Origin of the sequence: Pedobacter sp. AJM (genome assembly GCF_002197755.1) — a bacterium.
Classification (GTDB): domain Bacteria; phylum Bacteroidota; class Bacteroidia; order Sphingobacteriales; family Sphingobacteriaceae; genus Pedobacter.
On sequence record NZ_NHOT01000009.1, the window covers coordinates 17,347 to 41,472 of the forward strand.

18 protein-coding genes are annotated in these 24,126 nt (G+C 38.3%); 10 read left to right on the top strand and 8 right to left on the bottom strand.

Annotation, left to right across the window (positions count from 1 at the left end; translation table 11 throughout):
* Positions 1-2: 2 nt before the first annotated feature.
* The gene (locus CBW18_RS15810) at positions 3-1,043 is read right to left on the bottom strand and encodes an iron ABC transporter permease (RefSeq protein ID WP_088302373.1); all 1,041 of its coding nucleotides are present in this window, start codon (positions 1,041-1,043) and stop codon (positions 3-5) included.
* 1 nt (position 1,044) lies between these two features.
* Positions 1,045-1,860: a hemin ABC transporter substrate-binding protein gene (locus CBW18_RS15815; protein ID WP_088302374.1), complete on the bottom strand. Its 816-nt coding sequence runs from the start codon at positions 1,858-1,860 to the stop codon at positions 1,045-1,047.
* Positions 1,861-2,248: 388 nt separating this feature from the next.
* On the opposite strand from CBW18_RS15815, the gene CBW18_RS15820 reads away from it, so the two are divergent.
* From CBW18_RS15820 to CBW18_RS15855, 8 genes are all read left to right on the top strand, one after another.
* Entirely contained in the window at positions 2,249-2,971 is a 723-nt protein-coding gene (locus tag CBW18_RS15820) for an HmuY family protein (RefSeq protein ID WP_088302375.1), read from the top strand.
* 3 nt (positions 2,972-2,974) lie between these two features.
* Positions 2,975-3,769 carry an HmuY family protein gene (locus CBW18_RS15825; RefSeq protein ID WP_140418696.1) on the top strand — a complete coding sequence of 265 codons (795 nt, stop codon included), beginning with the start codon at positions 2,975-2,977 and terminating at the stop codon, positions 3,767-3,769.
* Between the two features lie 10 nt (positions 3,770-3,779).
* Positions 3,780-4,730: a hypothetical protein gene (locus CBW18_RS15830; RefSeq protein WP_140418697.1), complete on the top strand. Its 951-nt coding sequence runs from the start codon at positions 3,780-3,782 to the stop codon at positions 4,728-4,730.
* Positions 4,731-4,999: 269 nt separating this feature from the next.
* Positions 5,000-5,611, top strand: coding sequence for a hypothetical protein (locus CBW18_RS15835; protein ID WP_088302294.1), 612 nt, complete (start codon positions 5,000-5,002; stop codon positions 5,609-5,611).
* Between the two features lie 277 nt (positions 5,612-5,888).
* Entirely contained in the window at positions 5,889-6,752 is an 864-nt protein-coding gene (locus CBW18_RS15840) for a hypothetical protein (RefSeq protein ID WP_140418698.1), read from the top strand.
* A 3-nt stretch (positions 6,753-6,755) separates the two neighbouring features.
* Positions 6,756-8,039, top strand: coding sequence for a S41 family peptidase (locus CBW18_RS15845; RefSeq protein ID WP_088302296.1), 1,284 nt, complete (start codon positions 6,756-6,758; stop codon positions 8,037-8,039).
* Between the two features lie 45 nt (positions 8,040-8,084).
* Positions 8,085-10,448, top strand: a complete 2,364-nt coding sequence (locus CBW18_RS15850; protein WP_088302297.1) for a TonB-dependent receptor — start codon at positions 8,085-8,087, stop codon at positions 10,446-10,448.
* A gap of 34 nt (positions 10,449-10,482) precedes the next feature.
* On the top strand, positions 10,483-11,043 hold the full coding sequence (locus CBW18_RS15855; RefSeq protein ID WP_088302298.1) for a biliverdin-producing heme oxygenase: 561 nt from the start codon (positions 10,483-10,485) through the stop codon (positions 11,041-11,043).
* Positions 11,044-11,154: 111 nt separating this feature from the next.
* Here the strand turns inward: CBW18_RS15855 and CBW18_RS15860 are convergent, their stop codons facing one another.
* The 3 genes from CBW18_RS15860 to lpdA all read right to left on the bottom strand — a co-directional run bounded on the left by CBW18_RS15860 (position 11,155) and on the right by lpdA (position 14,062).
* On the bottom strand, positions 11,155-11,715 hold the full coding sequence (locus CBW18_RS15860) for a GNAT family N-acetyltransferase (protein ID WP_088302299.1): 561 nt from the start codon (positions 11,713-11,715) through the stop codon (positions 11,155-11,157).
* A complete protein-coding gene (locus tag CBW18_RS15865) occupies positions 11,716-12,555 on the bottom strand; it encodes an MBL fold metallo-hydrolase (protein WP_088302300.1) in 840 nt (279 codons plus the stop codon). It lies immediately after the preceding gene.
* A 118-nt stretch (positions 12,556-12,673) separates the two neighbouring features.
* On the bottom strand, positions 12,674-14,062 hold the full coding sequence (gene lpdA / locus CBW18_RS15870) for a dihydrolipoyl dehydrogenase (protein WP_088302301.1): 1,389 nt from the start codon (positions 14,060-14,062) through the stop codon (positions 12,674-12,676).
* A gap of 800 nt (positions 14,063-14,862) precedes the next feature.
* Between lpdA and CBW18_RS15875 the strand changes: the two genes are divergently transcribed.
* Positions 14,863-18,207 carry a TonB-dependent receptor gene (locus tag CBW18_RS15875; protein WP_088302302.1) on the top strand — a complete coding sequence of 1,115 codons (3,345 nt, stop codon included), beginning with the start codon at positions 14,863-14,865 and terminating at the stop codon, positions 18,205-18,207.
* Between the two features lie 25 nt (positions 18,208-18,232).
* Positions 18,233-18,820, top strand: coding sequence for a hypothetical protein (locus tag CBW18_RS15880; protein WP_140418699.1), 588 nt, complete (start codon positions 18,233-18,235; stop codon positions 18,818-18,820).
* Between the two features lie 186 nt (positions 18,821-19,006).
* Here the strand turns inward: CBW18_RS15880 and CBW18_RS15885 are convergent, their stop codons facing one another.
* The 3 genes from CBW18_RS15885 to CBW18_RS15895 all read right to left on the bottom strand — a co-directional run bounded on the left by CBW18_RS15885 (position 19,007) and on the right by CBW18_RS15895 (position 23,956).
* Complete coding sequence (locus tag CBW18_RS15885; RefSeq protein ID WP_088302304.1) at positions 19,007-19,801, bottom strand: S1/P1 nuclease; 795 nt, start codon at positions 19,799-19,801, stop codon at positions 19,007-19,009.
* Positions 19,802-19,924: 123 nt separating this feature from the next.
* Entirely contained in the window at positions 19,925-21,106 is a 1,182-nt protein-coding gene (locus CBW18_RS15890; RefSeq protein WP_088302305.1) for an AIR synthase related protein, read from the bottom strand.
* 675 nt (positions 21,107-21,781) lie between these two features.
* The gene (locus CBW18_RS15895) at positions 21,782-23,956 is read right to left on the bottom strand and encodes a glutamine synthetase III (RefSeq protein WP_088302306.1); all 2,175 of its coding nucleotides are present in this window, start codon (positions 23,954-23,956) and stop codon (positions 21,782-21,784) included.
* Positions 23,957-24,126: the final 170 nt, after the last annotated feature.

Sequence of the window (24,126 nt, forward strand, 5' to 3'; positions counted from 1 at the left end):
TTTTAACGGGCTAATTTTTTTTTATCACGGATAAGTATATAAAGAAATACCGGTGTGCCAGTTAAAGCGGTTACTACACCTATAGGAAGTTCTATTGGTTGAATAATTAACCTGGCTACAAGATCTGAAAAGGTAAGTACCAATGCGCCAAGCAGGGCAGAGGCGGGTAATACAAACTTATGATCTACTCCACCAATCAACCTAACGAGGTGTGGTATCAACAAACCTACAAAACCAATAATTCCAGAAAAAGATACGGATGCACCAACGGCCATGGTTGATAATAAGACCACCATTGATTTTATCGAACCAGGATTTAAACCTATCATTTCTGCTTGTTTTTCTCCGATAGCAAAGGCATTTAATCCTTTTGAAAAAAATGGAAGTGCCAACACCGGAATGATGACAAATGGTGACAGGCAGCGAACATTTTGCCAGGTAGCACCTCCAAGGCTGCCTAACATCCAAAAAGTAATGCTTCTAAGTTGCTGTTCATTTGCAAGGTAACTGATCAGGCCGGTAAGCGCACCAGCCATGGCATTAATGGCAATACCAACTAATAACATGGTAACAACATTGGCTTGTCCATCCGTTTTAGAAAGATGATAAACAAGTAAAGCTGCAATACCAGCACCTGCAAATGCCCCAAATGCCAGTACGTAATTCCCTAAAATTTCGGAAAGTCCGGAAAATAAAAGTGTTTCAAACGCTATAATTAATACAGCCATTAAAGATGCACCTGAAGAAATGCCAATCAAACCAGGCTCAGCAAGGGGATTTCTGAAAATGCCTTGAATAGCGGCTCCAGAAATACCTAAGGCTGCACCAACTAATATACCTAAAATTACCCTTGGCATTCTGATCATCATGATAATACCTTCATTTAAAGGATCTGTTAAAGGCTTTCCATAAAATCCTATAGATTTAAGTAACACCATAAAAATTTCCTGAAAGGGGATATTCATGGCACCAAAAGAAAGTGAACACCCAACAGAAGCAAGAAGTGCAAAACCGAGTGTAAGGTAAATCAATAATCTTTTCATGTTAATAGATTCTGGCATTCAATGCCCTGATGGCGTCTGCAAGTCTGGTGCTGAAGTTGATCAATAATGATCCGTCCATTTCAATGATTTTTTTATTTTTTCCTGCATTGGTATATTTAACACCCGGCATTTTTAAAATGGCCTCTTTACCGCCCAGGCTGCTCACACCAAAATTAAACATGAGGATTGCATCCGGATTACTTTTAATCAATGCTTCTGTAGTGTAGGGTTTAAATTCATTAAATTCCTGTATCGCATTTTTTCCTCCGGCAAGTTGAATGATGGCATCAATGCTACTGCCTTTACCAGCTACGTTCATTGTTCCTACACCTCTGGCATAAATAAAGAGTACTTTCTGCAGTTGAGGACCTTTCTTTAATTCGGATTGGGCTTTTTTAATTTGCAATTCAGTATTTCGAGCCATTATTTCTCCCTGCTCAGGCATGGAAACTGCTGCGGCAATCTGCCTGATGAATTTTAATGCGCCAGAAACTGAATATTCCTGCCGCACCTGTACCACGCGAATACCCATTGATTTAAATTGTGATAAATGCGCTTTTAGAAGATCGCCCTCCGGAACAAGAATCAGGTCGGGATGAAAGGACAGAATTGATTCTGCAGACAATGCCCTGTTTCTGCTCACCTTAGGTAACTGATTAATCAATTCAGGGTAAACACTGGTTACATCAACTGCTACTATATGTTTACCAAGCCCCAGGGCATTTACGGTTTCACTGATTGCACCACCCAGGCTTACTATTCTTTTGGGCTGTGCAATAGCATTGGCGGCAACCACAAATAAAAATATTGCGGTCATCAAAAAAATATTCTTACTGTGCTTATTATACATTTCTTCTTTTTTCTGTATGCACAAAACAAGTCTTTAATTTTTCCAAATGCAAGTAGACACTAGAAGCCTGCATGTGCGATTTTGAGTATCAATTTATCTGTTATTTTGTTTCAAGTTTCTGATTTAAAGGTGTTTGTTGGTTTTTTGAAGAGGTTGTAAGTGATGCTTATTTAAAAACATAGGTGAAAACAATACGGATTGCACAAAAGAAAATACGGATAGCACAAAAGAAAATACGGATTGAACAAATCGTTTATGACAACGAATGCAGATGTTTGCATAGTCCTTATTTAGAATGATTAAAAATAATAATATCGTATTAAGCAGCTCGCATCCGGAAATCAAAATAAATAAAATGAAAAAACACTTATCAATTTTTAAGTTGAAGCCATTAAGTATGTTATGCTTCACCTTTCTTATACTGATTTCATCATGCAAAAAGGAGGAATCTGACCCAAATGAGCAATTACAGGATGGAAATAGTACCGTGATTACCGATTTGGCTGGAGATACCCAGGCCGCAATGGGAAGTGCTACACCGGGGAAAGAAGCTCGTCCCTTTTATATTTTTTTATTCCGACTCAAGGATCAGAAACAAATCTGGATTCGTAATGCGACAGATTCGGCACAATGGCTTAAAGGGAAAGACTGGGACCTGGCTTTTACCGGCCCTTATAACAGTGAGGTTTATGTGAACGATAAAAAATACCGCTATAATCCAGGTTTTGAAGGAAATGCAGAAAGTGCAGTAGTGATGCTGGAGCAGCAATACGATCTGGTTGATCAGGCACCTTCAGATCAGGTTTTTGATGCGAGTACGATTACTAAAATCGGCTGGGCATCATCGGCAAGTGCCAATGGCTGGTTTTTCTATAGCCTGAGTACGCACATTATGCAGGCAATTCCAAACAGAACCTATGCCATCAGATTACCAGATGGTAAATACGCCAAATTACAACTCATTAATGCTTATAAAGGAAATCCACCAAGTGTTACTGACCTGAATTGGCCGGCACCCTATTTCACTTTTAAATATTACGTACAGCAAAACGGCAGTAAGAATTTAAAAACAAAATAATTAATGATGAATATATCGAAAACAGCAACCAGGGTTTTTAAACAACTTTCTGTAGGGCTAATGCTTATAACTTTTTTTGCATCATGCAAAAAGGATAAGCCTGTGGCAACAGAAAAAGAACCTGTTACATCAACCCGTTCCCTGGATATGGTGCCTTACTATAAGGTACAGCGGGTAGAAAATCTTCAGGTTGAAACAGACGATAGCAACCCCACAGCGCCTAAACCTGAAGTGTTGTTTAGCCTGGATTATAAAAAAATGCAGCCTGCAACATATGGTAAAACTTCTTTTTGGGATATCTCTTTTAGTGGGTTATACAACAGTTTTATAGGTGGGAACAACGGATCTAACAGCGATAATGCAGGTTATACCGGTCCAGGTGCCGGTGGGATAACCATTTTGGCCAAATCATTTGAAGATTTAACGGATATACCCGTTGCTTCAGCATTTAAAACAGCAAGAGCATTAATAGGAACTGATGACATGGGTGAATTCGGTGTAGGGATTGGATGGTACCTATATGATTTTAACGGGAGTATAGTTGGTGATGGCAGCTATGATAAGAAACATGTGGCTTATGCGCTGGGCAATGCCTTTACATTGGCTAACGGCCAAAAGACACAACCAAGGACAATTATTGTGCGTACGGCCAAAGGTGATTTTGCTAAAATCAAAATGATTAGTTGCTATAAAGATGTTTTCACTACGGATAAGATGATGCGTAATACACCCCACATGTTTTTCACATTCGAATACGTAATCGTTCCGGCAGGCAGCACCAAATTTGAGATTAAATAATTAATTTTTTATGAAACGACTATACCCATATGTATTAATGGCTTTCACGGCCATCCATTTTTTTGCCTGTAAAAAAACAGTTGATTATGAACATATTGTTCAAAATAGAATTACTTCGTTTACCGTGGTTAATATAAAGGATACCGTTATTTATGGAGCCATTGATAATATCAAGAATAGCATTACCGTATATGTACCTTATTACTATTCATTAACTGTTGTTGAACCTAAAATTGCTGTAGATGAAGGTGCCACACTTACCTCCCCAATCCAGCCTGTAAATGTAACTGATGATAAACAAACTTATTCGGTCAAGTCATCAACCGGTGAAGTACGTACCTATAGCCTTAAAGTTATTCAGCAGAATCCTCCTGGTTTGAGTTTATCCTGGCCGCTGGGCAATAATGAAGGATCACCTAATGCCACACAGGTTTTTTATGGAAACTTAAGAAGTACCAGTGTAGCTACACTTGATGTAACCCTTACCCAACAGGCTACAAATAAGACTTTTAAGCCCGATCTGATTGGAGCGGCGTCTACTCTGCCTGTATCTTTGGATACTTACATCCTAAATATTGGACTTTTACCTGCAGATCTGGATAGTGGTTACTACCAGGTTGACATTAGTTTTCTTGGCAATAAGGTGAGAATGGATAAGCCATTACATCTGGTTTATATAAAGCCTGTTGTGCTGGCAAAATCGCATGTGGTAAAACAGGGTGAAACCATCACCGTTCAGCCTGCGCAAAATACTGTATTTGTAGATTTGAAATCGGTTTTTGTGGAGGTAAACGGTAAAAGTATAGAATTACCAGTGGTAAGCTATAACAGATTAAGCGCAACTTTAAAAATACCAGATAATTTTCCTGTCATTAACGATGCATATGGAAGATTTGAATTCAATTTTGGTAAATGGACACCTGTTCTTCGCTCTATGAGCATTACGGTAAATCCTAAATAAAGAAATTGTCTGCTTTGTGTACAGAAGCATTCAGTATAACAAACCCTTTCTTCAACCTTAATTATAATCTATGAAAAAAAACGCATCAAAAAATGCCTGCGCACAGGCGTAGAATTAATATTAACGCTTCATGCTATCGATAAATGTGAAAGACGAAATGCAAATCCCGGGTAATAACATCAGTCTTTACACCGGCAACGATAGTCACAATTAGTTAATTACCTCTAGTTTATTAAAAATAATCATTAACCATTTTATTAAATCATAACATGAAAAATTCAATAAAAAATATCTCCAAAGCAGTTTTTGCCCTTGCCTTATTTACTTTAGTATTTACTTCTTGTAAAAAAGAAAATGATACTACAGGTCCTTTGAGCCTTAAAGGCGCTAAAGCCTCTGTATCATCTGTTGCCGATACCATTGTTGGCCGTTGGGGTAACCCAAGATCTGGTGGTGCGGCATTTGGTACGGTTTACGCCAATGTAATTACCGGCGCACAAGATACGGTGGGGAGCATTGCGCATCAGTTATTATTTTCCAGTCACAATAACTCCACCATTAGCCCGGCAAGCGGCTACACTTTAAGTTATTTAAATACCACTAAAGCATTATCTGCCATTGATGCGTCTGATGTTGCATCAGCGACAACAGTTTCATCTCTGGGGATTGCAACAACTTCCAATGCTGCAAATACGAGCTTAACAGCTAATGGTTGGTTAATCTATTCAACCGGAGGTACTGTTGCTGCTGTTCAAAACCTGGTTGTATTTGTGAGTGATGGATCTACCACTTATGCGCTTAAATTCAGCAGTGCGGTTGGTGAAGGTACTTCTACTCATAACAGAGGTGTTTATTACTTTGATCGCGGAACGGTATTGTAATTAATCATTAACTGACAATCTGATGCCATATCAGATTGTCAGTTATTTACGGAGATTATATCGTTCACTTTATACATAACCGCTCATTACCAATTCAACATTAAAAATCGATTACAATCTCCTTTTACCCATAAAATATAAAAATATGTGTTGTCGTTACTTATCTAAATTATTCTTCCTATTTGGCCTGTTCACGCTATTGTTGTTTTCATCTTGTCAAAAGGAATATCTTAATACACCATATAAAGATGTTGAAAGCTTTATCATAAAAGATGCCTTGAATAATGAATTAAAAGCCTCGCTGAAGGGAGATAGTATTATTGTATACTGGCCGCCATTTCAAGATGTAAAGGATAAGGTAACACCGGAGATTAAGGTATCTTCAGGTGCTTCAGTTAACCCATCTTCCGGACAAGAGATTAATCTGAAAACAGGGACTTCTTATGTGGTGACTGCACAAGATGGCAGCATTAAGAAATACGTTCTAAAATTAGCCCTCAACCAACCCATACCTATAATCAATAGAATTGCACTAACCAGGTTAGGTCAGAGTTTGCTGATTATCGGAGAATATTTCATTCCTGATTCCAATCAAACCAAAGTATTTCTGATTGATAAACAAAACAAAGAATATCAGATTCACTTTTCAGCAACGGATGCTTTATGGTCGAATAAAATTCAATCGACAGTACCTTTAGACGGAAAACTAGATACAGGTAATTTCCAGATTAAACTGATCAGTGGTACCAATACCCTGGTTAAAGGTTCATTTGCCATTGGTAAGCCATCTCCGGCATCGGCCAAGGGTGCTTACCAATTCGATCAGGCTGGAAAAAGTATTAAAAAAGGTGATCAGATTTCTTTTACCTATTCCTTACAAGCCCCTGCTTCCAAGTATTATTATGGAAATTACACACATGCAATCATTACAGTTACCGGAGATCCAGGTGGTAAAACCCATATTGCACCCATCGCTTCGCAATCAAATACTTTATTAAAGTTCACATTGCCTGCTACCATTAGCACAGGTGCCATCCGAAGCATTGAATTGTATTCTGCACCCGATAAACTGGCATCACTTGGATATTCTATGTATACCTGGAATACCACGACGGCAGCAACCACAACCCTTATACCATAGTAAATGAAAAATAGAAATATATTTAGTGTAAGTGGTCTGGTAATATTCATTCTTTTTAGTGCATACGCTTGTAAAAAGGATAAAACCTTATCTGCTGAAGCGGGAGAAATTATTTCACCTGTTACGGGGACACGTACCGAGTTTACACTAGATTCTATTTTTTTGTATGCCAGTCAGGTTTATTTGTGGCATGATGCTTTGCCTTCCTATGCGAATTTTAATCCAAGATTAAAATATGAAAGCATTAGCCCTGATTTGGTTGCTTTTAGACAAGAACTTTTTGATATTTCACAATTTAAGCTGAATAGTGTTACCAATACGCCCTATGAGCTACCTGTTAATTCAGGAAGTGCCAAATATTCGTACCTCGAAGCAGGACGAACGACTACAGGAGCAACGGCAGGCATTGTTCGCTCTGCAAATGTGCTGCTTAGTAGTAAACTTATTTCATCAGGTGCTCTTCACATCGCCTACATTGCTTTAGGTTCTTTTCCCAAATTAAATGAGGTACAGTCAAATCTGGATCAGGCCTTTTCTGATTTGGCTAGTGGAAATCCAAGGTATATCATTATTGATCTGCGCAGCAATGCGGGAGGCTATATAGAAACAGCAGAATACATAGCCAACCTTGTTGTACCAGGCTCCCTTACCGGAAAATTGATGTACAGCGAGCAATTCAATGCTAAAATGCAAGCTGGCCAGGCGAGTATATTAAAAAACCAACCTTATTTAGATGCAGATGGCAAAATGGTTAGCTATCAGGGGCGTAAAGCTACCATGGCCGATGTTGATTATAGCGAAGGCGGAAATACCTATAGATTTAATAAAAAAGGTAACTTAACTTCAATTGAGGAGGTTTATTTTATTGTGTCGGGTAAAACAGCATCTGCGAGCGAATTGCTCATCAGTTGTTTAAAACCTTATCTACATGTAAAACTAATCGGCGAAAAAACATATGGAAAACCTGTAGGCTTCTTTGGTATCAACATCGATCAGTATAGTATTTACCTCAGTAGTTTTCTGATTCGAAATGCGGCGGGCTGGTCTGATTATTTCTCAGGCATGACACCCGATATTACCGTTCAGGGGGTAGCCAATCCAGAATTGGGAAATCCTGAAGAACCATATTTGAAAGCTGCCATTACCGCAATTAATGGTGGAACTAAAAGAGAGGCGGCAATTAAAACAGCAGCAAAAGTGATGTCTGTTCCTACATCATCAATTTTAATCAGCAATGAAATTTCAACAGATGCTGGTATGCGGGAAACGAGATTGAAATTAAAATGATAATTAAGGTTGCTTCAAAAAATACAATAATATTTAAACTCAATCATGTTAAAACCCTCGTTTATACTTTTCTTGTTAATGCTTGTGCATACTGCACTGCCGGCGCAATATCGTGGAAGTGTAAGGGGAGAAGTAAAGGATGTTACAGGTAAAATCTTACCAGGAGCTACCATCCGCCTGGAACCGGATGGCCACATCACTGAAACAGATGGTAAAGGTAAATTTAAGTTTCAGCAGATTTATATCGGAGAATATACCATTGCGGTGAGTATGATGGGGTACGGGAATTACCAGACCACCATCGAAATTAAAGATAAAGAAACCAGCAATATTGAAGTTAAATTAATCACCAAAACAGAAAGTCTGAATGATGTAGCTGTTACCGCTAAATTAAATGCACCTGATAATTTAATCCAGGTAGAACGAAGTGCCATGCCCATAACCGTAATTACGAGAAAAACGATTGAGCAAATGGGTAGCCGCCGGTTAGATGAAGTACTTAAAGAACAAACCGGAGTGGCCATTGTCAATAATATTGGTGGTGGTGCCAGATCAGTAGGGGTGCAGATGCAAGGATTTAGCAGTGAGTATATTATGATTTTAATAGATGGCCAGCCTATGGTAGGTCGAAACAGCGGAAATTTTGATCTTTCCAGGATCAGTGTTTCTAATATTGAAAGGATTGAGATCATAAAAGGTGCTTCATCTTGTTTATACGGTAGTGAGGCCCTGGGTGGCGCAATTAATGTCATTACCCGTTATGGCGCGCTGCAACCACAGGCATCAGCATCGCTACAATATGGAAGTTTAAATATTGCAGATTTAACATTGGAAGGCGAAACACCATTCGCCTCACAAAGAGGATCGGCTAATATTTCTGCAAACTATTACCGCACTGATGGCTTTAATACTAACCCGAGATATATCCAGCTGGGTACAACCGCACCACCATATGATAATTATGCCTTGCAGGGACGTGTCCGTTATCGCTTAACCTCGAAAGGCACTCTTGGGATTAGTGGGCGTTATGGTCTGCGAAAATCTTTCATGAGCAAGGATTTTGGCTTGGGCGCAATATCTGGTGATAGCCAGGATGAACAAGACCTCAACCTGTCCAGCACTTTCGATTATAACTTTAATTCGGGTTTAAGAAGTATGAGTCGCTATTACTTTACCAATTTCCGATCAGACCAAAGTGTAAACTGGCAACAAAATAATACGACTATAACACGAGATGTTTTCGTACAGAACCTGCACCGCTTTGAACAGCAGTTTGCTTACAGCTTATCTGATGATTTAAAATTTACTACTGGTTTAGGTGGTAGTTTGGAAAACATGAAAAATGGGGCGCTGATTAATCCGGGCACGGTGAGCACGGCCTTCGCCTTCTTGCAAGGTGATTGGCAGCTGAGTGAAAAAATTGGTTTGGTTGGCGGACTTCGATATGATTATACCAATGCATACGCAAGTAAGGTTAACCCTAGTTTGGGTTTGCAATACCATATTCTGCCTGCTTTAACTTTTAAGGCGGGCGCTGGTACAGGCTTTAAAGCGCCAGATTTTAAATCGAGATACCTGGTTTTTTATAATCCAACGGCTAATTATCTGGTGATTGGAAATGAGGTATTAAGGCAAACCTTAAATCAGTTGCAGCAACAAGGTGAAATTAGTGAAATCAGACAGTATTTGCTCAATCAACTGGATCGCAATTTACAGGCTGAGCGGAGTACTTCTGTTAATTTAAGTTTGGAATGGAAACCTAAACCAAATATAAAAGTGGAGGCAGGGGTTTTTCATCATCAGCTGCGTAACCAGATTAACAGTATACAAGTGGCCACAGGCAGTGGAAACAGAAATATTTTTACGTATCAAAATCTGCCTAAAGCGGTAAATAAGGGAATAGACGCTTCTTTAGCTATTAATATTTTTAAAGATCTGGAAATTGGTGCAGGTTATCAGTATTTGATTGCTAAGGATTTAAGTGTAATGGATAGTATTAAAAAAGGGAATTGGCCATACAACCAGAATATTCATAATCCGGAAACAGGCCAGTCCTATCCGGCAAGTGCTGCTGATTATTGGGGGATAGAAAACCGCTCCCGGCACATGCTAAACATAAAGTCATTTTATAATTATCGCCCCTGGGATACCAGCATGAATGTTAGGTTAAATTATAGGGGCAAATATCCCTTTGGAGATCGAAATGGAAATCAGTTTATTGATCGTTATGATACTTTCGTAAACGGTTTCTGGATATTAAATGCTGCCCTGGAAAAGAAAATTTTAAAACAACATCTAAGTATTAGGTTAACGGCCGATAATATTTTAGGTTATACTGATAGACTAATGCCAGGGCAACCTGGAAGGGTAATTTTAGCCGGAATCACCTATAGTTTATTCAAGGATTAAATCTTCAACTTAACAACCATAAATACATAACATTATGCTAAGCACAAACATTAAAGAGGCAACTAAAACTGCCCATCAACAATTAGAAGTTAAAGTAATTAAAAAACTCAAGGCTATTCGGAGTGAGGCAGAATATGCAGATTTCCTGAAACACTTTTATGCCTATTTTAGTCATTTGGAGCGTCAAATTCTGCCTTACCTGAATGTTGAGATATTACCAGATTACCGTGATCGGAGAAATTCGGGGTATTTAAAAAGTGATATTGAAGCATTAGGGTTTACTATTAAAGATTTGCCTTCAACTACTGTTCCTGAAATTTCGAATGTACTGGAAGCCCTGGCTGCACTGTATGTGATGGAGGGATCTATTATGGGTGGGAGTATCATCGTTCAGATGCTTGCTAAAGGTGGCATTACTAAAGGTATTTCATTCTTTTCTGGTTATGGTTCTGAAACGGGGCAAATGTGGGGTAAATTTATAGCCGCGTTAAACAATGCTGCAAAAACAACTGCTGACGAAGATTTAGCCATTAAAACTGCTAATGCTACCTTTACTCATTTTTCTGATGTATTCGCTACTGTAGACGTCGTTTAGCATTTATTTTGAGCATATGGTTTCTGATTGAGTTCACGATTAACTCAGTCAGAGGCTATTAATGTTTAAAATCCCGTTGCTTTTAAAAAAGTGATGTAAAATAAGAACAGGTTACTGAATGGTATAGACCATGTGATAATATAAGCCGCCTATAAATAATTTTTGATTTTGTATGCTGAATCCTTTATTCTGATAGAGTTTTAAAGCTTTTTGGTTCTCTACTTCCACTAATAAGCCGATGCGGTTATGTCCCATGCTTTTTCCCCATTCAATGCCGGCTTTAATTAAAGCCTTTCCAATTCCTTTTCCCTGTGCTTTGGGATGAACACTAATGGTATCGAGGTAAAATTCACCTGCCTCGGTTTCTGGTTCTGGATAGAAATTTAGAAGATTATCATTTTTGGTCAGGTGATTTAGGAAAATTTTTCTTAATTCAAGGAGTTTGCCTCCATCATAAGCATTAATTGAGCCCAATACCTGATCATTTTCTATAAATACTAAAGTGTTCTCGTAGCTATATTGGTTATGTTTCTGTTTAAAAAAATGTTCAAATAATTGCTCAATGATTTTGGGATCACTGGAGTTTGCAAATTTACCAGCCAATTCACCCATGGCCTGAATGATTAGTGGAACAACAAATTTCGAATCGGAAGGTGCTGCTGGCCGGATCATTTAAATGTCGCTCAGATTAAAGGTTTCTGCTAATCTTACGCCTTTTTCGGTTCTCTGAAGGGTACAGCATTCATGAATAGGATCATGTTCTAAGAATAAGATGTAGTTCTGATCTACCGCTTCTTCGAGGAAAGCGTTTTTTTCAGTTAGTGTTTTCAATGGAAACATATCATAAGCCATCACATATGGTAGTGGCAAATGTCCGACAGAAGGTAAAAGATCGGCCACATAAACGATTGTTCTTCCTTTATAATAGATCTTTGGTAGCATCATGGCATCAGTATGGCCGTAAGCAAAGCTGATGTTGATGTTTGGTTGCCATTCGATGTTCTCTTTTTCAGCTATAAATTTGAGTTGTCCGCTTTCCTGTATAGGTAAAATGTTTTCTTTCAGAAAGGAAGCCTTTTCCCTTGCGTTGGGTTCAATTGCCCATTGCCAGTGTTTTTCGTTACTCCAGTAAGTTGCATTTTTAAAAGCAGGGATTAGTTTTTGATTTTTGCTTACAATTGCCCCACCCACGTGATCAAAGTGCAGGTGGGTAAGAAAGACATCAGTAATATCCGCCATGCCGAAACCCAATTGTGCCAGTGATTTTTCCATAGTATCATCACCGTGCAGGTAATAATGGCTGAAAAACTTTTCATCCTGTTTACTTCCGATCCCTGTATCCACCAAAATCAGTTGATTGCCTTCCTCGATCAGCAAACACCGCATGGCCCAGGTACATAAGTTGTTGGCATCTGCCGGATTGGTTTTTTGCCAGATGGCTTTAGGCACAACGCCAAACATGGCACCGCCGTCTAATTTAAATAAGCCTGTGTTGATGGTGTGGAGTTTCATGGAATGAGGTGGTTAGGAAATACACAGGTAAAATTACAAAACCCTTTAGAACAATCTAAAGGGTTTGTAATTTTTACTAATGACTAATGACTAATGACTAATGACTAATGACTAATGACTACAAATGAATCACCTCGCCGTATGCATCAGCTGCTGCTTCCATAATGGCTTCGCTCATGGTTGGGTGCGGGTGAACAGATTTGATCATTTCATGTCCGGTAGTTTCCAGTTTACGGGCAACTACAATTTCAGCGATCATTTCAGTTACGTTGGTACCAATCATGTGTGCGCCTAATAATTCACCATATTTAGCATCAAAAATAAGTTTAACGAAACCATCTTTTGCACCGGCCGCACTTGCTTTACCCGAAGCTGAGAAAGGGAACTTACCAATTTTCAATTCATAACCTGCGGCTTTCGCTGCTTTTTCGGTATACCCAACAGAGGCAATCTCTGGTGTGCAATAGGTACATCCCGGGATGTTGTTATAATCTAAAGGTTCAGCATGCTGACCGGCGATTTTCTCCACACAGATAATACCTTCCGCAGAAGCGACGTGGGCAAGCGCTTGTCCGCTCACCACATCACCAATGGCATAATAACCTTTTACTGAAGTGTTATAGAATTCATCTGTAACGATTTTGCCTTTTTCCGTTTTAATGCCTGTTTCTTCTAAGCCAATATTTTCGATATTCGCCACAATACCTGCCGCCGAAAGCACGATATCGGCTTCTATCGTTTGCATACCTGAAGCCGTTTTCACCGAAACTTTGCAGCCCGCACCACTGGTATCTACTGCTTCTACCGAAGCAGAAGTCATCACATCGATACCTACTTTTTTCAGGCTTCTTAATAATTGTTTGGAAACATCTTCATCCTCTACCGGAACAACGTTTTCCATAAACTCCACAATGGTCACTTTCGTACCCATGGTGGCATAGAAATAGGCAAATTCAACACCTATCGCGCCAGAACCCACTACAACCATGCTTTTAGGCAATTCAGGCAATACCATGGCCTGGCGATAGCCGATAATTTTTTTACCATCCTGTTTCAGGTTCGGCAATTCCCTTGAACGGGCACCTGTAGCAATGATGATGTTTTTGGCCGTCAATTCTTTTTGAGAACCATCAGTGCCTTTAACTTCCAGCTTATTACCTGGCTTTACTTTACCCGTGCCCATGATCACGTCGATCTTGTTTTTCTTCATCAAAAACTGAACGCCTTTACTCATGCCATCGGCTACACCACGACTGCGTTTTACCACAGCGGCAAAATCAGCAGTGGCTTCTGCAGTGGTGATGCCATAATCTGCTGCATGATTAATATATTCAAAAACCTGTGCACTTTTCAACAGTGCCTTAGTTGGGATACAGCCCCAGTTTAAACAAATACCGCCAAGTGATTCGCGCTCTACAATAGCAACTTTCATTCCTAGCTGAGAAGCTCTGATTGCAGCTACATAACCACCCGGGCCGCTGCCTAAAACAATAACATCGTAATTCATCTGTTTTTTTTTGTTTTTTTATATCTGTCAGATGGAGCGTACCATCATTAAAATTATCATTTCCATTAAGAATGGTTGCAGTTAATTATGGACGGTTCATATCTATCTGTATAGAGATTTCTTTTTAATTGTTTCTTTTCTTGCTGTAATATCCTGATGAAAAAGTCGCTAATCGAACAGATTGATCTACTTTTGACATCTTTAAATGTTCGGATATTACATGACTGCGCTTTTTCATTTACGCAACAACAGCCCAAAACTAAAAAAAAAATGTTAATTGATAGGGTGATTCTTTCGATAGTCAGGTAAAAACTAAAAAATTTACAATGAAGTTTTATTAACAGTTTACGGGTATGAAGTTATATTATTTGGCTGCTTATTCAAAAGTCTTCCAGGAAATTTGCTTACGTTATTAAATTAATACCAATTAGGTTAGAATACCTGAGTATGACTTCTTATTTTAAGAAATTACGCCTGATGCATGTATTATCTGGTAAAATTCTTAAGCATCACGATCGTTAAGAACGATTATTAGGGAACTGTCAGATTTATTTAGGATTTGCTGCATTATTTTTAAGTTTTAATTCAGTTTTATGTTAATTATTTAGTTGTTTAAGCAATCCTTTGATAAAGTGAAAGTTATGGTGTTAAATGAAGAGCTGAATTGTTGAAAAGTTTTGTGTTTGTTAACGTAAATTTAACATTGGATGTTAAAATGTGTTAAATTTTAATACATACATTTGCAGCAATAAAATCACCCCAATTTATTATTCAACAACAAAAACATTAAAAAACAAAGGATGAAAAAAACTTTACTATTAAAAATTGTAGTAATTGTTCTTGCTTTTGTAGGTTTTGTATCTGTCTCCAATGCGCAGGTAACTACATCATCAATGACGGGTACTATCAGGGATGCAAAAGGCACCTTACCTGGAGCAAGCGTAAAAGCTACACATACCCCAACAGGTACAGTTTATACTGTATCGACCAATAATGATGGTCGTTTTACTATAGGTGGTATGCGTGTAGGCGGGCCTTACACTATTGAAATAAGCTTCGTAGGGTACAGACCAGAAAAACAAACTGAGGTTTATTTAAAATTAGGTGAGCCTTATTTGGAAAATGTAACTTTAGTTGACAACAGTTCTACTCTTGCAGAAGTTAAAGTTGTTGGTCAAAGTAATAACGCCATTATGAATTCAAATAAAAGTGGCGCTAACACTGTTGTAACCAGACAACAAATTCAATCACTGCCAACTATTACCCGTAGTGTTAATGATTTAACACGTTTAACGCCTCAAGCAAATGGTACATCAATTGGTGGTGGTAATTATCGTTCAAATAACTTTACCGTAGATGGGGCAAACTTTAATAACCAATTTGGTATCGGTCAGAACATCCCTGCCGGTGGTTCTCCGATTTCAATTGATGCGTTAGAACAAATTTCGATTAATGTAACTCCGTATGATGTTCGTCAATCTGGATTTACAGGTGGTTCAGTAACTGCAGTTACACGTTCAGGAACAAATACTTTTTCTGGTAATGCATTTTATACCATGAGAAATGAGGACAATCAAGGAAAAAGAATTGGTGAATCTTATCGAATCCCTAATTTACAAAAATTAGATGAGAAAAATTATGGTTTTAGCTTAGGTGGTCCAATTGTTAAAGATAAATTATTCTTTTTCGTTAACTACGAAAAGAAACATACTATTGAGCCGGGAAATAACAGAATCGCTGCAACTTCCAGTTTACCATACAATAGCGGCGTATCAACTGTTGCTCCGGCAACTTCAACTGATTTAGATCGGTTAAAATCTTTTCTTATTTCTAGATATGGTTATGATCCGGGTGTTTACCAGGGATATTCGAACATCAGTGATAATGAAAAGATGTTTGCGCGTTTAGATTGGAATATTTCAAAAAATCATCGTTTCAGTGTTCGTTATAATCAGGTAGAAAGTAAATCACCAAGTTCAGCAAGTACTTCAGTTACCGGTTCCGGTGTAACAGGTAACTTAGGTTACGGTAACGTTAGATCTGGTTCTAATACAAATGCCGGTTTAAATTTTTCAAATTCTAATTACTACCAGGCAGCTAACTTATATTCTGCTGTAGCGGAATTAAACTCCAATTTTGGTAGCAAAATAACAAACGTAGCCCGTGCAACTTATTCTCACCAAAATGACCCTAGAACTTCAGATAGTTCTCCTTTCCCTTTGGTTGATATTTTAAATAATACGCAAACAGGTACATCTGCAGGTAACGTATTAACAACTTTTGGTTATGAACCATTTACTTATGGTAACCTAAGAGATGTTAAAGGTTTTACTTATAGCGATGATTTAACATTAGCTTTAGGTAAACACAACATTACCTTGGGTGCTCAGGCAGAATTCAGTACAACTAAAAATGGTTTCCAACGTTTTGGTACCGGTTTTTATACTTTTGCTTCTTATGCTGATTTTTATAACAATGCCAGACCATTACAATATTCAGTTACTTATCCTTTAACATCAGATGGATCTCAGGCTTTCCCTAGTTTTAAATTCGCGCAATATTCTGCTTATTTACAAGATGAGTTTACAATCTCTGATCGTTTAAAAGTTACAGCAGGTATTCGCTTTGAGCAAGCAACTTATCCAGATGTTTCCGAAATCAGAACTCATCCTTTAGTAGCTGCTCAAACATTCGCCAATGGCCAAAAAGTAGATACTGGAGTTTTACCAGATGCTAAATTAACTTATTCTCCTCGTTTTGGTTTCAATTGGGATGTATTGGGTGATCGCTCTTTACAAGTTCGTGGTGGTTCAGGTATCTTTACTGGTCGTGTGCCTTTTGTATGGATTGTTTCTCAATCAGGTGATGCTGGCTTACTTCAATATACTCAGGTTTATTCAGGTGCCTCAACGCCATTCTTTAATCCTAGCAGTGCACCTAACTTAACTACCGCTGCTCCGGCAGCCGGAACAAGTATTCCCGGAACAATCAGTTCAATGGCTACAGATCTTAAATTTCCTCAAACCTGGAAATCAAGCTTAGCTATAGATTTCAAATTGCCAGGCGGAATAGTGGCCACTTTAGAAGGGATTTACGGTAAGGACCTAAATGTTGCGGTTGCTAAGAACGTAAACTTACAGGATCCAACAAATTTAACTATCGCTGGTTATCCAGATAACAGACCATTCTACGGAAGTTCTGTTAATTCAAGACAGGTGGTAAATATTACTGGTGCTGGTCTTCCAAGTACAACTGGTACATCTGCACTGAACGTTGTTCAAATGACAAATGCTAAAGGTGGTTACAATTGGCAAGCAACAGCACAATTAACAAAACAGTTTAATAGTGGTTTATCTGCCATGATTGCATATACCCGTTCTGATCAACGTAACTTTGGCGATGGTAGTGGTGATCAATTGTTAAACTTATGGTCTATTCCATACACTTCAACAAATTCTAATAACCCAACATTAAGTTATTCTCAGAATTTAACGCCTGATCGTGTCATTGCAAGTATTTCATACAGAAAAGAATACATTAAGAATTTAGCGACTTCATTCTCATTGTTCTATCAAGGTTCACAACAAGGAAGATATTCTTACTACTATAGTGCTGATTTCAACCGCGATGGACAAACCAACGATTTGATCTATATTCCACGTGATGCTTCTGAGATTACATTCACCAATATTCCTAGTGGAACAACGGGTTATGCCAGAGCTTATTCTGCACAAGAGCAAAGTGATATTTTTGCGAACTACATTGAAAATGATCCTTATTTAAGTAAACATAAAGGTCAGTATGCAGAGCGTAATGGTGCATTATTACCTTGGAGAAATCAGTTTGATTTAAGATTAACGCAGGAAGTTTTCAAAAACTTTGGCAATACTAAAAACTCGTTCCAATTTACAGTTGATATCTTTAATGTAGGTAACTTATTAAACCGTAAGTGGGGTAATGTGAACTTTGCAAATAATGCTGCAATCTTAGTTCCTCAAAACGTATCATCAATCAATGCGACAACTAAACCAACATTTAGATTAGCGAATACTCAAGGTGATATTGTAAGAGAATCATTTGGTACTTCACAAACCACCTCTTCAACCTATTACATGCAGTTTGGTGTACGTTATAACTTCAACTAGGCTGTAAAATTTTAAATTGATCAAAATGAAAAATATATTATCAAAAGTTATGGTCGCTGCAAGTGTCATTGTTTTCTCAATGAGCGCTTGTAAAAAAGACCCTAACGCTGAAAAAGAAGTTTCAGGTACTGGAGCAACAACGATTGAGTTAGCTAAAGGCAATGCTATATCTGCGACCGGTACAGTTGGAACAAGTGTTGTAACTTTAAATTACATTGTTGGTGAAAAACTTTTCCCTGCTAAAGTAATTCCAAAATTAACGGTGTATTATTTAACGAATACTCAAACAAGTGCATCTGCGGTAAGTAGTTCTGTAAGAACTCAGCTTTACTCAGCAACTAATGTTTCGCTTGCAGCAACAGCAACTCCGGTTACAGGTGCTCCAGTTGTAACGGCAATTGGTGCTTATGGTAATGCTAATAACATTACTTGGGGGCTTACCTACACATTTAAATTAGGTGATATAGGGAAAGGTTTATTTACAGTAAGTAATAACGTTGCGTCTCAATCAAGAGGTACAAGTATTATTATTGTAGCTCAGGATGCATCAAATACAACCCTTGCAGAGTATACTTTCGCTCTTTCTGAATTTGGATTAAGAGCTGCTTTGTAAGTTTAAATATTTAAAGCCCTAACTGCCTAGAGCACTGAAAAAGTCTCTATTAAAATATGGGAGAAAAAGGAGTAGGAATTAATCATTTCTGCTCCTTTTTTGTATCTTAAAGTATTTCAGTGATACCTTAATGATATCCAAATTAAAAAAGCTTCCAGAAGGAAGCTTTTAGGTTAATATAGTGTTCTATTTATAGCTAACTCCATTTTTAAACAGTTCATTCAATACCCCAGCCAAACGGATCCCGCCCATCTCTATTCTTTTATTTGCAATAGCAATATGCGATTGGTAATAAGCATCGTCTAATTTATTATTTTTCTCCACTTCCTGATAAAGCTTAGAACTGATTTTGTAACTTTCAAATAACCAGTCGGTAGGGGTGGCCCTTTGCCATTTTCTTATTCTGGATTTACCCACATCATCTTTTGCCACAAGCTGTGTCATGCTAAGCCCCTGGTGATCTAATAACCGACTATCCCAAAGGGAATGAAGGTTAGTTCCTTTTCCATCAAACTGCACCTGGATGGTATTACCACCTTTATCTTCGGCACGGCTCACATGCATGGGCTGATGGGCATCTCCAACTAAATGCACAATGAATTTTAAAGCAATTATTTTTTGATCTTTAGTGGCGTTTGGATTTTTGATGACAGATTCATTCAATGTCAGCGCTGTCAACAAGTTTTCATTTTTTAAGCTTTCAATAGCGTCTTTGAATTTTCGACGGCTTAAACCCAATGGAAGATTCACAAAATGCCATCCGGCTGTATTCTTGTATTCTGGTTGATTGCGAACCTCGTCAGCCCAGGAGGCAACATCTGCTAATGTTTCTTGGCCAAGCAGTTCTTTAACAGCTTGCTTAGCCCCATCATTCAGGTGTTTTTCTGCAATGGAAGCTACAGTTTTGTGTCCGAAAAATCCCCAGGAGCTCAAAAAGATGGCTGTACATATCAGTACGCATCCAACAATTATTCTTTTCATGCTACGAAGATATTAATCTGTACCGACGGGTTTTTCCTGACTTAGAAATATTACAATTCTCCTCCAATAAAAAATAGGCTTTGGGTTTTATCCAAAGCCTATCCGATATTTAAATGTAAAATCTTAATGATAAATAAAAGTCCCCTTGTCGCTTTCGATGGTTACCTGTTTCCGGTCACCTTTTTCTACACGGCCGATCACCTGTGCATCAATGTTAAAGCTTTTTGAGATCTCGATAATACTTTCAGCAATCTCTTGTGGTACATAAAGCTCCATGCGGTGGCCCATATTAAATACCTTATACATTTCCTTCCAATCTGTGCCTGATTGTTCCTGTATCAGTTTAAATAGCGGCGGAACAGGGAACAGGTTATTCTTGATGACATGGATATCCTCATTGATGAAGTGTAATACTTTGGTCTGTGCACCACCACTGCAATGAACGATACCATTAATTTGTTGGCGATGTTTGGCTAATATTTTTTTAATCACCGGCGCATACGTACGGGTAGGGGATAAAACCAGCTTTCCTACGGTAATTTTACCAAAACCTTCAATTTCGATTTCATCCGTTAATTTCTTTTGACCAGAGAAGATCAAATCAAAGGGTACCGCTGGGTCAAAGCTTTCCGGATAATTGTCTGCTACTGATTTCTCAAAAACATCGTGACGGGCAGAGGTTAATCCGTTTGATCCCATTCCACCATTGTATTCCGTTTCGTAGGTGGCTTGTCCGGATGAAGCCAAAGCCACGATAATATCTCCAGCTTTAATGTTGTCATCGCTGATCACCTCGTCACGTTTCATCCTGCAGGTAACGGTAGAATCTACAATAATGGTTCTGACCAGGTCGCCAACATCAGCTGTTTCGCCACCTGTTGAGTAGATGGAAATTCCCTGCCCGCGGAGATCAGCCAGAATTTCTTCAGTTCCGTTAATCACCGCAGCAATCAAGTCTCCTGGAATTAGATTTTTATTCCTTCCGATGGTTGAAGACAAAAGGATATTATCTGTAGCACCCACACAAATCAGGTCGTCAAGATTCATGATAATGGCATCCTGAGCAATACCTTTCCAGACTGACATATCACCTGTTTCTTTCCAGTAAACATAAGCCAGTGATGATTTCGTACCTGCACCATCTGCATGCATGATATTGCAGAAAGCCTCATCACCACCTAAAATATCAGGAATGATTTTGCAGAATGCTTTTGGGAAAATTCCTTTGTCGATATTTTTGATGGCATTATGCACATCTTCTTTTGAGGCAGAAACGCCGCGCTGATTGTACCTGTTATCACTCATGTTGCGGCAAAGATAGTTTTTTAAGGTGGAAGGTAAAAGGGTAGAAGATAGAAAGTCTGAAGTCGGGCGTCAGAGGTCTGGAGTTAATAGATCAAATATCGGTGTGGAGTAGAGGCTTTTACCTGCACGGCTTTTCTTAACAATATAATTGAAAAAGGTTTTGGAAGTGAAAGGTAGTTTTTCATAGGAGCCTGCAGCCCCGCTTTTCCGCCTGCCGTTTTAAATGTCGTGTATTAAAAACTGTCGGTTAAAACAGCTTCCGTACAATCGGGCTTAGTTTACCGGGGTTCGTTCATTGTGACGATTTTTTCCCTGCCCTGGCCTATGTTAAATAAACCTGATTGTATGGATGCTGTAAACAACGAATATTAAAAAAGATGGTGAAAAATTTACAGCAGAAAGGAAAGCAGGACTGTTTTAACGGATGAGCACAGGTATTGCTTTCCAAAAAAAACTTTACCAACGTAAACCACTTTTCAATCAGCTTCTAAACCAAGTTCAGGAGGACGTTATAATGTGGGATAACAGTAACCAGTTTTAATAATTAATCGATTAATTAGTTTACAGTTTACTTGCAAAGGCAACCAATCACCAACGAACCAATGATTAATGATCTAATAAAAAAGGGCGTAAAGTTTTCACCTTACGCCCTATACCTTTTAGCTTATGCCTTTCTTATTTCATGAATAATAATTCTCTGAATTTTGGTAAAGGCCAAACACTATCATCAACAATCTGCTCCAATTTATCTGCATGGTAACGGATCGTATCAAAGTAAGACTTCACTTTTTCATCGTAAGCAATTGCTTTCTCACGTGTATCTTCGATTTTGTTGGTTACTTTACGCTCTTCCAACATGGCATCGATATTGGTTTTGACGATATCTAAATGCTCAGATAGTTTTTTTACAATATCAAGAGAAGATTTGCTTTCAATACCCAAGTCTTTCAATCCTTTTACATTCTCGATTAATGAGTTCTGGTAAGCAATTGCAGCCGGAATAATGGCCGTATTGGCTACTTCACCCATTACACGGGCTTCAATCTGTAATTTTTTGTAGAAATTCTCTAACATGATTTCATGACGGGCATGAATCTCACGGGCGCTGTAAATACCTGTTGTAGCAAATAATTCAGCAGATTTTTCCGTTAAATAAGCATCAAGGGCTTTAGGCGTCGTTTTGATGTTTGATAAACCGCGTGTTGCCGCTTCATCTTCCCACTCCTGGCTATAACCATTTCCTTCAAAACGGATAGCTTTAGATTCTTTGATATATTTTTTAATTACTGTTAATAAAGCGATATCTTTTTTATCCCCTTTTTTGATCAGTTTATCTACTTCCACTTTGAATTTGGTTAACTGCTCAGCCATGATTGCATTTAAAATCGTCATTGGTGCTGAAGAGTTAGCCGAAGAACCTACTGCCCTTAACTCAAATTTATTTCCTGTAAAGGCAAAAGGAGAGGTACGGTTACGGTCAGTATTATCCAATAAAATTTGTGGAATTTTAGGGATACCTAACCAAAGGGCATTATCTTCTTTGATTTTTTTGCTGATGCGTGAGTGCTCAATTTCATCTAACACATCGTTCAGTTGCGAACCCAGGAAGATGGAAATGATTGCCGGTGGTGCTTCGTTAGCACCTAAACGGTGATCATTACTTACTGATGCAATACTGGCACGTAATAAATCAGCATGCTCGCTAACGGCTTTGATGGTATTCACAAAGAAAGCCAGGAACATTAAATTATTTTTAGGCGTTTTACCTGGTGCCAATAAGTTTTTACCGGTATCTGTAATTAACGACCAGTTATTATGTTTACCTGAACCGTTGATTCCTGCATATGGTTTTTCATGTAATAAAACACGGAAATGGTGACGGCGGGCCACTTTTTCCATCAAATCCATTAACAACTGATTGTGGTCAATCGCTAAATTGATTTCCTCATAAATAGGCGCACATTCAAATTGAGATGGTGCCACTTCATTGTGACGGGTTTTTAACGGAATACCTAATTTTAAAGCTTCATTTTCGAAGTCAACCATATACGTGAATACACGCTCAGGAATTGATCCGAAATAGTGATCTTCTAATTGCTGACCTTTGGCAGACATGTGTCCGAATAAAGCACGGCCGGTTAACAATAAATCCGGACGGGCGTTGAATAAAGACTCATCAACCAGGAAATATTCTTGTTCGATACCTAAAGATGCATTCACTTTAGTAATGCTTTTATCGAAATATTGGCAAACATCTACAGCTGCTTTATCAAGTGCTGCTAATGCTTTTAATAATGGTGCTTTATAATCTAATGCTTCACCGGTATAGGATACAAAAACAGTTGGGATACAAAGTGTTTTACCTGCTTTGCTTTCCATAATGAAGGCTGGAGAAGAAGGATCCCATGCGGTATAACCACGTGCTTCGAAAGTATTACGGATACCGCCGTTAGGGAAACTGGATGCATCAGGCTCTTGCTGAACCAATGCACTACCGGCAAATTTTTCGATAGCACCATCGCCACTTGGCTCAAAAAATGAATCATGCTTTTCTGCTGTTGTACCGGTTAGTGGTTGAAACCAGTGCGTGTAATGCGTTGCACCAGCACTCATTGCCCAAGCTTTCATGGCCGTAGCAATCTGGTTAGCATCGTCAGAATTAATTAACTCGCCCTGGTTAATGGATGAGATTAATTTTTCATACACGTCCTTAGATAAGAAATCTCTCATTTTTTTCTTATCAAATACATTAGCGCCAAAAAAATCAGAAATTTTTGAAGATGGTGATTTAACTTCTGGTGAAATTCTGTTTTGAGCCTCTTTTAATGCGATGGTTCTTAAGCTTTTCATTAATTTGTTATGTTTTTTGTCAAAAATAGGATATTTTATTAATTTTTATAAAACAATCGCAAGAAATATATGAATTTTATTGAATATGAAATAAAAAAATGTTTCAGCGACCAAAAATTTCATTTTTGGTAAAGAAAGCAGATTTTTTAACTGTTTTATGGAATTGTTGA

What these genes read in the sequence shown, in the direction of transcription:
- CBW18_RS15810 (WP_088302373.1), bottom strand. Translation starts at nt 1,043, where the DNA reads ATGAAAAGATTATTGATTTACCTTACACTCGGTTTTGCACTTCTTGCT.
- CBW18_RS15815 (WP_088302374.1), bottom strand. Translation starts at nt 1,860, where the DNA reads ATGACCGCAATATTTTTATTTGTGGTTGCCGCCAATGCTATTGCACAG.
- CBW18_RS15820 (WP_088302375.1), top strand. Translation starts at nt 2,249, where the DNA reads ATGAAAAAACACTTATCAATTTTTAAGTTGAAGCCATTAAGTATGTTA.
- CBW18_RS15825 (WP_140418696.1), top strand. Translation starts at nt 2,975, where the DNA reads ATGATGAATATATCGAAAACAGCAACCAGGGTTTTTAAACAACTTTCT.
- CBW18_RS15830 (WP_140418697.1), top strand. Translation starts at nt 3,780, where the DNA reads ATGAAACGACTATACCCATATGTATTAATGGCTTTCACGGCCATCCAT.
- CBW18_RS15835 (WP_088302294.1), top strand. Translation starts at nt 5,000, where the DNA reads ATGAAAAATTCAATAAAAAATATCTCCAAAGCAGTTTTTGCCCTTGCC.
- CBW18_RS15845 (WP_088302296.1), top strand. Translation starts at nt 6,756, where the DNA reads ATGAAAAATAGAAATATATTTAGTGTAAGTGGTCTGGTAATATTCATT.
- CBW18_RS15850 (WP_088302297.1), top strand. Translation starts at nt 8,085, where the DNA reads ATGTTAAAACCCTCGTTTATACTTTTCTTGTTAATGCTTGTGCATACT.
- CBW18_RS15855 (WP_088302298.1), top strand. Translation starts at nt 10,483, where the DNA reads ATGCTAAGCACAAACATTAAAGAGGCAACTAAAACTGCCCATCAACAA.
- CBW18_RS15860 (WP_088302299.1), bottom strand. Translation starts at nt 11,715, where the DNA reads ATGATCCGGCCAGCAGCACCTTCCGATTCGAAATTTGTTGTTCCACTA.
- CBW18_RS15865 (WP_088302300.1), bottom strand. Translation starts at nt 12,555, where the DNA reads ATGAAACTCCACACCATCAACACAGGCTTATTTAAATTAGACGGCGGT.
- lpdA (WP_088302301.1), bottom strand. Translation starts at nt 14,062, where the DNA reads ATGAATTACGATGTTATTGTTTTAGGCAGCGGCCCGGGTGGTTATGTA.
- CBW18_RS15875 (WP_088302302.1), top strand. Translation starts at nt 14,863, where the DNA reads ATGAAAAAAACTTTACTATTAAAAATTGTAGTAATTGTTCTTGCTTTT.
- CBW18_RS15880 (WP_140418699.1), top strand. Translation starts at nt 18,233, where the DNA reads ATGAAAAATATATTATCAAAAGTTATGGTCGCTGCAAGTGTCATTGTT.
- CBW18_RS15885 (WP_088302304.1), bottom strand. Translation starts at nt 19,801, where the DNA reads ATGAAAAGAATAATTGTTGGATGCGTACTGATATGTACAGCCATCTTT.
- CBW18_RS15890 (WP_088302305.1), bottom strand. Translation starts at nt 21,106, where the DNA reads ATGAGTGATAACAGGTACAATCAGCGCGGCGTTTCTGCCTCAAAAGAA.
- CBW18_RS15895 (WP_088302306.1), bottom strand. Translation starts at nt 23,956, where the DNA reads ATGAAAAGCTTAAGAACCATCGCATTAAAAGAGGCTCAAAACAGAATT.